Genomic DNA, 8084 nt, shown 5'->3' with positions numbered 1-8084 from the left:
GCAGTCTGCCAAGTCACCCGCTTGTCGACGATCGAATATCTGAGCAACCTCCGGCTCGGGACCAGCCACAACCTGGCAGAGGTTAAAGAACAAGCCTAGGGCGTGTTTCGAAAGTAGCGTCGTCCGCCCGTAGGGCCGCCCGGCAGGCGGGACGTTCGAAACACGCCCTAGCCGCGCGGCACCGTGCCGCCCGCCGCGTCGAGCACCTTCCGGTCACCCAGCGGGGCGTCCAGCGTCACCGTCCGCGTCAGCTCCTTGGCGATCATGATGCAGACCTTCTGCGGGTCCGGGGTCGACTCGGTGATCGTCACCCGTACCGCGTTCGCGCTCTCGGTCGCGCTGGCCGCGTACGTACTGCACACCCCGCCCCAGAACGTCACCCTCAGCGTCCGGCCGTCCGCGGTGTACGAGTTCAGCTGATGCATGGACCGGGACGCGTCCCCCGTGCCCGAATCCGGCCTCGGGTCCTTCGAAGGCTTCTTCGCCAGCGAGTCCGGGTCCACCGCGACCTGGGCCACCGTGTTGCCCGTCCCGCCCGCCGCCGGCCGCACCGAGAAGAGCCACGACGGTACGAGCGTCTGCTCGCCGTCCACGTACCGCATCGCCAGGCCGAAGACCGCCTTGTCGACCGTCACGGTCGTCGTCCCCCGCTCCGCTCCGGTCCGTGTCCCGCAGGTGGCAGCCGGCGGCTTCGGTTCGCCCTCCTCCAGCGGTACGGAGGTGGCGCACCCGCCGACGCCGCTCCGTGAAGCGGCCGAGCGGCCGACCTTGTTCAGCTGCTTCAGCGCATCGTCCGCGCTGATCACCGGATACTCCGCACCTTTCTCCAGGCTCTTCAACTGCCCGCTGCCGCCGACCACGTGACCGTCCGGCCCCACCTGGATCCCGGTCGCCCAGCCGTATGTGGGCAGCCCGCCCACCACCGGGTTCGCGTTCACCACCCTTACCGAGCCCATGAGTTGGGACGCGTCGAGGGCGGCATCGTCCTGGCCCGACGCCTTCAGCGCGGGCGCGGCGGCGGCCTTGGCAGCGTTCTCGCTCACCGGCGATCCCGTGCCGCCCGGCGCCGCGTCCTTGCCCCCACACGCCGTCGTGCTCCGGCAGTTGTCCGTTCCGCCGGAGCCGAAGCGGGCGAAGGACCAGGTGCCAGGCGCCTGCTTGTTCACCCGCAGGACCGGACCCGAGCCGTCCCCGTCCGACCCCACCTTCCAGGCCTCGCCCTCGGCCCGCGGAGTGCCCTCCAGGCCCAGAGCCTTCGCCAGCCGGGTCACCTCCGCCGCGGAGACGGTGCCCTTCGCGCGGTGGACGGCGGCCTTGGCCGGGCCGTCGGGCAGCTTGCCGGACGCGCGGTAGACCACGCCGTCACCGCTGGGGTCGGGCTCGCCCGGGGCGATACCTTCCTGCGGTGCCGTCGGGCTCGACGCACCCTCGTCGAGCGCGAGCAGGGGAAGCGTGCGGGCACTGCTGCCCCTCGGGCCGCTGCCGCCGTCCGCGGCAGCCCAGTAGGCGCTGCCGCCCCCGGCGAGCAGCACCGCTGCCACCACTGAGGCCACGGCCAGCGGCGACCGCCGCCGCCAGGGGGCAGTCACGTCGTTGTCGGGTCGCTCGGTGCTCACCGGATCGCTCCTTCGACTGCGTTGCCGTCACCATGACCGTCGCACGGCCATCGCCTGTCCCGCGAGTGCGGACAGGGGTGGGACGGAGCAGGGAGGCACCCGGTTCCCCGAGGGCGCCGGAAGCGAGCGGTGGCGGCCGTCAGTCGCCGTACTCGGACATCGCGTCGATCAGCCGTGCGGACGCGTCCGGAACGGTGACACCATGAATCAGGGACGGCGCGACGGGGGCGGGGGCGGCCTTGGCGGGTACGACCCAGTGCGGAGCCATCCGTGCGCAGTCACCGCGCAGCTCGGCCAGGCTGATCTCGGACTCACGCGGGGCGATGTTGTTCGGCATGTCCGCACCGTAGGCACCGCAGACCTCAGGATAAAAGGCCTACTATCGGGTAGTTTTTCCCGTTCAGGGCAAGTGCGGTGAACGGGTAGCGTGAACTGTCACGCCGTCCCGGGAACGCGGACACCCGTTCCCCCGACCCCGCAGGAGCAGTCTTCCCGTGCGCATCGCAGTCACTGGCTCCATCGCCACCGATCACCTCATGACCTTCCCCGGCCGTTTCGCCGACCAGCTGGTCGCCGATCAGCTGCACACGGTCTCGCTCTCCTTCCTGGTCGACAACCTCGATGTGCGCCGGGGCGGTGTCGCCGCCAACATCTGCTTCGGCATGGGCCTGCTCGGTACCGGCCCGATCCTGGTCGGCGCCGCGGGCTCCGACTTCGACGAGTACCGTGCCTGGCTCGACCGGCACGGCGTCGACACCGGCTCGGTGCGGATCTCCGAGGTCCTGCACACCGCCCGTTTCGTCTGTACGACGGACGCCGACCACAACCAGATCGGCTCCTTCTACACGGGCGCGATGAGCGAGGCCCGGCTGATCGAGCTGAAGGCCGTCGCCGACCGCGTCGGCGGTCTCGACCTCGTCTCGATCGGCGCCGACGACCCGGAGGCGATGCTCCGCCACACCGAGGAGTGCCGCTCCCGGGGCATCGCGTTCGCCGCCGACTTCTCGCAGCAGATCGCGCGCATGGACGGCGACGAGATCCGGATCCTCCTCGACGGGGCCACGTACCTCTTCTCCAACGAGTACGAGAAGGGGCTCATCGAGTCCAAGACCGGCTGGACCGACGAGGAGATCCTCGGCAAGGTCGGCCACCGCGTCACCACGCTCGGAGCCCGCGGCGTCCGGATCGAGCAGGCCGGCCAGGAGACCATCGAGGTCGGCTGCCCGGAGGAGGAGACGAAGACGGACCCGACCGGCGTCGGTGACGCCTTCCGTGCCGGTTTCCTGTCAGGCCTCGCCTGGGGCGTCAGCCTGGAACGCGCCGCGCAGGTCGGCTGCATGCTCGCCACGCTGGTCATCGAGACGGTCGGCACCCAGGAGTACACCCTGCGCCGCACCCACTTCATGGACCGCTTCACCAAGGCGTACGGTCACGACGCCGCCGGAGAGGTCCGCGCCCACCTGCGCTGATCCGGAAACGCTACGACAGCCGGCGGACCACATAGGCCGAGCCCCGGTCCGTCGGCTCCTCACCCACGTACTCCTGCTCCCGCATCGCGCACCACGCGGGGATGTCCAGCCGCGCAGCCTCGTCGTCGGAGAGCACGGTCACCGTCCCGCCCACCGGCACCTCTCCGATCACCTTGGCGAGTTCGATCACCGGGATCGGGCACCGCTTCCCCAGCGAGTCGACCACCAGGGACGTGGCCGTCGCGGGGGAGGGGGCGGGCGGGACAGGTGCGCCCAGCCTCTCCCGTACCCCTGCCACCACCCCCGGCAGCACCCGGAGGAAGCGGTCGACGTCCTCCTCCGTGGTGCCGGCCGGCAGGGACACCCGGACGTTGCCCTCCGACAGCACTCCCATCGCCTTCAGCACATGGCTCGGTGTGAGCGTGCTGCTCGTGCAGGACGAACCGGACGACACGGAAAATCCCTCACGGTCCAGTTCGTGGAGGAGTGTCTCCCCGTCGACATAGAGACAGGAGAAGGTCACCAGGTGCGGCAGCCGCCGCACCGGATCGCCGACCACCTCCACATCGGGCACGACCGAGCCCACCGTGGCTCGAATCCGGTCCACCAGCGCCCGCAGCCGTACGGACTCCGCCGCCGCCTCGGCCCGGACGGCCCGCAACGACGCCGCCGCCGCCACGACGGCCGGGATGTTCTCGAACCCGGCGGCCCGCCCCGACTCCCGTTCGTCCGCCGCACCCTGGGGCGCGAACCGGACCCCCTTGCGTACGGCGAGCAGCCCCACCCCCGAGGGTCCGCCCCACTTGTGGGCACTGGCCGCCAGCAGCGACCAGCCGCCCGGCACCGGACCCCAGCCCAGCGACTGCGCGGCGTCCACCAGCAGCGGTACGCCCGCCGCCCGGCAGGCCTCCGCGACCTCGGCCACCGGCTGCTCCGTACCGACCTCGTGGTTGGCGGACTGCAGGCAGGCCAGCGCGGTGTCCTCGCGCAGGGCCTCCCCGTACGCCGCCGCGCTCACCGCCCCCGCCCGGTCCACCGGCACCTCGGCGAACGTCCCGCCCTGAGCCTCATGGGCGGCGGCCGAATGGAGCACCGACGAGTGTTCGACCGCCGAGACCACCAGATGGCGGCCGACACGCCGACGCCCGGCGAGGGCTCCGGAAATTCCTGAGTGCACCGCCCGGGTTCCCGACGAGGTGAAGGCCAGCTCGTCCGGGCGGCACCCCACCGCCTCCGCGGCGGCCTCCCGGGCCGCGTCCAGCAGCAGCCGGGCCCGCCGCCCCTCCCGGTAGAGGCGGGCCGGGTCGGCCCAGCCCTCGTCCAGCGCGGCAAGCAGCGCCTGGCGGGCTACGGGGTGCAGAGGTGCGGAGGATGCGGCATCGAAGTAGGGCACATGTCCACGCTAGTGCCCCTCCCGGCAGGCTTTGCCGTCGCGCCGTCCGGCACGCCCGCTCGCCGCGTCGGCCATAAGACCGTCTGGCGATCGCATGCACCGGACGGCGCTCCTCGTAGGGCAGACATGGCCGGTCACGGCACTGGCTCGCGCCCGCCGCCGCCTCGGGGCGGGCCGCTCACGCAGTCAGGAGAGGGCCCGTCAGATGGCGGCCGGAGGCCCGGATTCCACCCCTTCGGGGTGTCGGGCGGCGCGTTGGGCACCCTCCCCGCGCGACCCCAAATAGCGTCCAGTAGGGTTTGGTCCGCATAAACATCCAAACCCCTGCCCGTGTCAGGGCGGCGACCGACCAGACAGACGGCCGCGCCGAACACGCGGGCGAGACTCTCGGGAAGGCGCTACGTGAGTCCCAACGGCTCCGACCGCTCGTCGCGGCGCCCGATGCGGCGGAAGCTGCCGCAGGTGCTGACTGCGGGCCTGATTCTGGCGACCGCCACCGGTTGCACATACAAGGACTTTCCCCGCCTTGGTATGCCTACGCCGGTAACGGAAGAGGCACCACGGATCCTTTCCCTCTGGCAGGGCTCGTGGGCGGCAGCGCTCGCCACGGGTGTGCTGGTCTGGGGCCTGATCCTGTGGAGTGTCATCTTCCACCGGCGCAGCCGCACCAAGGTGGAGGTACCTCCGCAGACCCGGTACAACATGCCCATCGAGGCGCTGTACACCGTGGTCCCTCTCATCATCGTCTCGGTGTTGTTCTACTTCACCGCGCGCGATGAATCGAAGCTCCTCACGCTCTCCCCGAAGCCCGCCCACACCGTCAACGTGGTCGGCTTCCAGTGGAGCTGGGGCTTCAACTACATCGAGAACGTGGACGGCTCGACCGCCACGGGGAAAAAGATCCCCAAGGAGCTCGACGCCATCCCCGACCGGCTCCGGAAGGACTTCCCCGAGGGTGCGGAAGGCGTCTACGACGTCGGCATCCCGGGCACCCGGAACCCGCAGAACGGCAACCCGGGTCCGACCCTGTGGCTGCCGAAGGGCGAGAAGGTCCGCTTCGTTCTGACTTCGCGTGACGTCATCCACTCCTTCTGGGTGGTGCCGTTCCTCATGAAGCAGGACGTCATTCCGGGCCACACCAACTCCTTCGAGGTGACTCCCAAGCGGGAGGGCACCTTCATGGGCAAGTGCGCCGAGCTCTGCGGCGTCGACCACTCCCGGATGCTCTTCAACGTCAAGATTGTCTCCCCGGAGCGCTACCAGGCGCACCTCAAGGAGCTGGCCAAGAAGGGTCAGACGGGCTACGTGCCGGCCGGTATCGAGCAGACGAACCCGGCCAGGAATGCGGAGACGAACAAACTGTGAGCATCCTCAACGAACCTCAGGGTGCCGCGGCAGCAGACGACTCGTACGAGGACGAGCTGCCGGTCCGGCTGAAGCAGCCGGGAAACGTCGTCGTCAAGTGGTTGACCACCACTGACCACAAGACGATCGGCACGATGTACCTGGTCACGTCGTTCGCGTTCTTCTGCATCGGCGGTCTGCTGGCGCTCTTCATGCGCGCCGAGCTGGCCCGTCCCGGCACGCAGATCATGTCGAACGAGCAGTTCAACCAGGCGTTCACGATGCACGGCACGATCATGCTGCTGATGTTCGCGACGCCGCTGTTCGCCGGGTTCGCGAACTGGATCATGCCGCTGCAGATCGGCGCGCCCGACGTGGCGTTCCCGCGGCTGAACATGTTCGCGTACTGGCTGTACCTCTTCGGCTCGATCATCGCGGTGGCCGGCTTCCTCACCCCGCAGGGTGCGGCGGACTTCGGCTGGTTCGCCTACTCCCCGCTCTCGGACGCCGTCCGTTCGCCGGGTGTCGGCGCCGACATGTGGATCATGGGTCTGGCCTTCTCCGGCTTCGGCACGATCCTCGGTTCGGTCAACTTCATCACCACGATCATCTGCATGCGCGCACCCGGCATGACGATGTTCCGGATGCCGATCTTCGTGTGGAACGTCCTGCTGACCGGTGTGCTGGTCCTGCTGGCCTTCCCGGTGCTCGCCGCCGCGCTCTTCGCGCTGGAGGCGGACCGCAAGTTCGGTGCGCATGTGTTCGACGCGGCCAATGGCGGCGCGCTGCTCTGGCAACATCTCTTCTGGTTCTTCGGCCATCCAGAGGTGTACATCATCGCCTTGCCGTTCTTCGGAATCATCTCCGAAGTGATCCCGGTGTTCAGCCGGAAGCCGATGTTCGGCTACATCGGCCTGATCAGCGCCACGATCGCCATCGCGGGCCTGTCCGTGACCGTGTGGGCGCACCACATGTACGTCACCGGCGGTGTGCTGTTGCCGTTCTTCTCGTTCATGACGTTCCTCATCGCGGTACCGACCGGTGTGAAGTTCTTCAACTGGATCGGCACGATGTGGAAGGGATCGCTGTCCTTCGAGACACCGATGCTCTGGGCCGTCGGCTTCCTGGTGACCTTCACCTTCGGTGGTCTGACCGGCGTCATCCTGGCCTCGCCGCCGCTGGACTTCCACGTCTCGGACTCGTACTTCGTCGTCGCGCACTTCCACTACGTCATCTTCGGCACCGTGGTCTTCGCGATGTTCTCCGGATTCCACTTCTGGTGGCCGAAGTTCACCGGCAAGATGCTGGACGAGCGGCTCGGCAAGATCACGTTCTGGACGCTGTTCGTGGGCTTCCACGGCACGTTCCTGGTGCAGCACTGGCTCGGCGCGGAGGGTATGCCGCGTCGTTACGCGGACTACCTCGCCGCCGACGGCTTCACCCTGCTGAACACGATCTCGACGATCTCCTCGTTCCTCCTCGGACTGTCGATGCTGCCGTTCCTCTACAACGTGTGGAAGACCGCCAAGTACGGCAAGAAGATCGAGGTCGACGACCCGTGGGGCTACGGCCGTTCGCTGGAGTGGGCGACCTCCTGCCCGCCGCCGCGGCACAACTTCCTCACCCTGCCGCGGATCCGCTCCGAATCCCCGGCGTTCGACCTGCACCACCCGGAGATCTCGGCGCTCGAACAGCTGGAGCACCACTCCGAGGCTGACAAGGCCCTCGCTGGTGGCAAGGAGGCCGGCAAGTGAAGATCCAGGGCAAGATGTTCCTCTGGCTGAGCGTCTTCATCCTCGCCATGGCAATCACCTATGGCGTGTGGTCGAAGGAGCCTGCCGGTACCACCGCGCTCGTCCTGGGCTTCGGTCTGAGCGTCATGATCGGCTTCTACCTGGCCTTCACGGCGCAGCGCGTCGACGCGATGGCTCAGGACAACAAGGAAGCCGATGTCGCGGACGAGGCCGGCGAGGTGGGGTTCTTCTCCCCGCACAGCTGGCAGCCGCTGTCACTGGCCATCGGTGGCTCCCTGGCCTTCCTGGGAATCATCTTCGGATGGTGGCTGCTCTACTTCTCGGTCCCGGTCATCATGATCGGTCTGTTCGGCTGGGTCTTCGAGTACTACCGCGGTGAGAACCGCACCCAGTGACACCGCTCCACCGGTGACACCGCTCCACCTGACGGGGGGCCCGCACTTCTCCTCCACGAGAAGTGCGGGCCCCCCGTTTGCAGTCATCCGACGCGCTGAAACTGATGAATCTT

7 protein-coding genes are annotated in these 8084 nt (G+C 68.7%); 4 read left to right on the top strand and 3 right to left on the bottom strand.

The window, feature by feature from the left end; genetic code table 11:
- Positions 1–167: 167 nt before the first annotated feature.
- A complete protein-coding gene (locus AB0N06_RS14825; protein ID WP_366135077.1) occupies positions 168–1616 on the bottom strand; it encodes a hypothetical protein in 1449 nt (482 codons plus the stop codon).
- Positions 1617–1755: 139 nt separating this feature from the next.
- Positions 1756–1953 (bottom strand): hypothetical protein, encoded by a 198-nt coding sequence (locus AB0N06_RS14820; protein WP_366135076.1) that lies wholly within the window; start codon positions 1951–1953, stop codon positions 1756–1758.
- Positions 1954–2110: 157 nt separating this feature from the next.
- On the opposite strand from AB0N06_RS14820, the gene AB0N06_RS14815 reads away from it, so the two are divergent.
- Positions 2111–3085, top strand: a complete 975-nt coding sequence (locus AB0N06_RS14815) for a carbohydrate kinase family protein (RefSeq protein ID WP_366135075.1) — start codon at positions 2111–2113, stop codon at positions 3083–3085.
- Between the two features lie 10 nt (positions 3086–3095).
- Here the strand turns inward: AB0N06_RS14815 and AB0N06_RS14810 are convergent, their stop codons facing one another.
- Positions 3096–4478 carry an aminotransferase class V-fold PLP-dependent enzyme gene (locus AB0N06_RS14810; RefSeq protein ID WP_366135074.1) on the bottom strand — a complete coding sequence of 461 codons (1383 nt, stop codon included), beginning with the start codon at positions 4476–4478 and terminating at the stop codon, positions 3096–3098.
- A gap of 402 nt (positions 4479–4880) precedes the next feature.
- On the opposite strand from AB0N06_RS14810, the gene coxB reads away from it, so the two are divergent.
- From coxB to AB0N06_RS14795, 3 genes are read left to right on the top strand one after another with little or no spacing between them, the layout of a single operon-like run.
- On the top strand, positions 4881–5843 hold the full coding sequence (gene coxB / locus AB0N06_RS14805) for a cytochrome c oxidase subunit II (protein WP_366135073.1): 963 nt from the start codon (positions 4881–4883) through the stop codon (positions 5841–5843).
- A complete protein-coding gene (ctaD, locus tag AB0N06_RS14800) occupies positions 5840–7576 on the top strand; it encodes a cytochrome c oxidase subunit I (RefSeq protein WP_366135072.1) in 1737 nt (578 codons plus the stop codon). Before coxB ends, ctaD begins: the two co-directional genes overlap by 4 nt.
- Complete coding sequence (locus AB0N06_RS14795; RefSeq protein WP_366135071.1) at positions 7573–7971, top strand: cytochrome c oxidase subunit 4; 399 nt, start codon at positions 7573–7575, stop codon at positions 7969–7971. Before ctaD ends, AB0N06_RS14795 begins: the two co-directional genes overlap by 4 nt.
- Positions 7972–8084 lie beyond the last annotated feature (113 nt).

This window comes from Streptomyces sp. NPDC051020 (genome assembly GCF_040683105.1).
Taxonomy (GTDB): Bacteria; Actinomycetota; Actinomycetes; order Streptomycetales; family Streptomycetaceae; genus Streptomyces.
The sequence above is the reverse complement of the archived record's forward strand: the minus strand, read 5'-3'. Positions and strand labels throughout refer to the sequence as shown.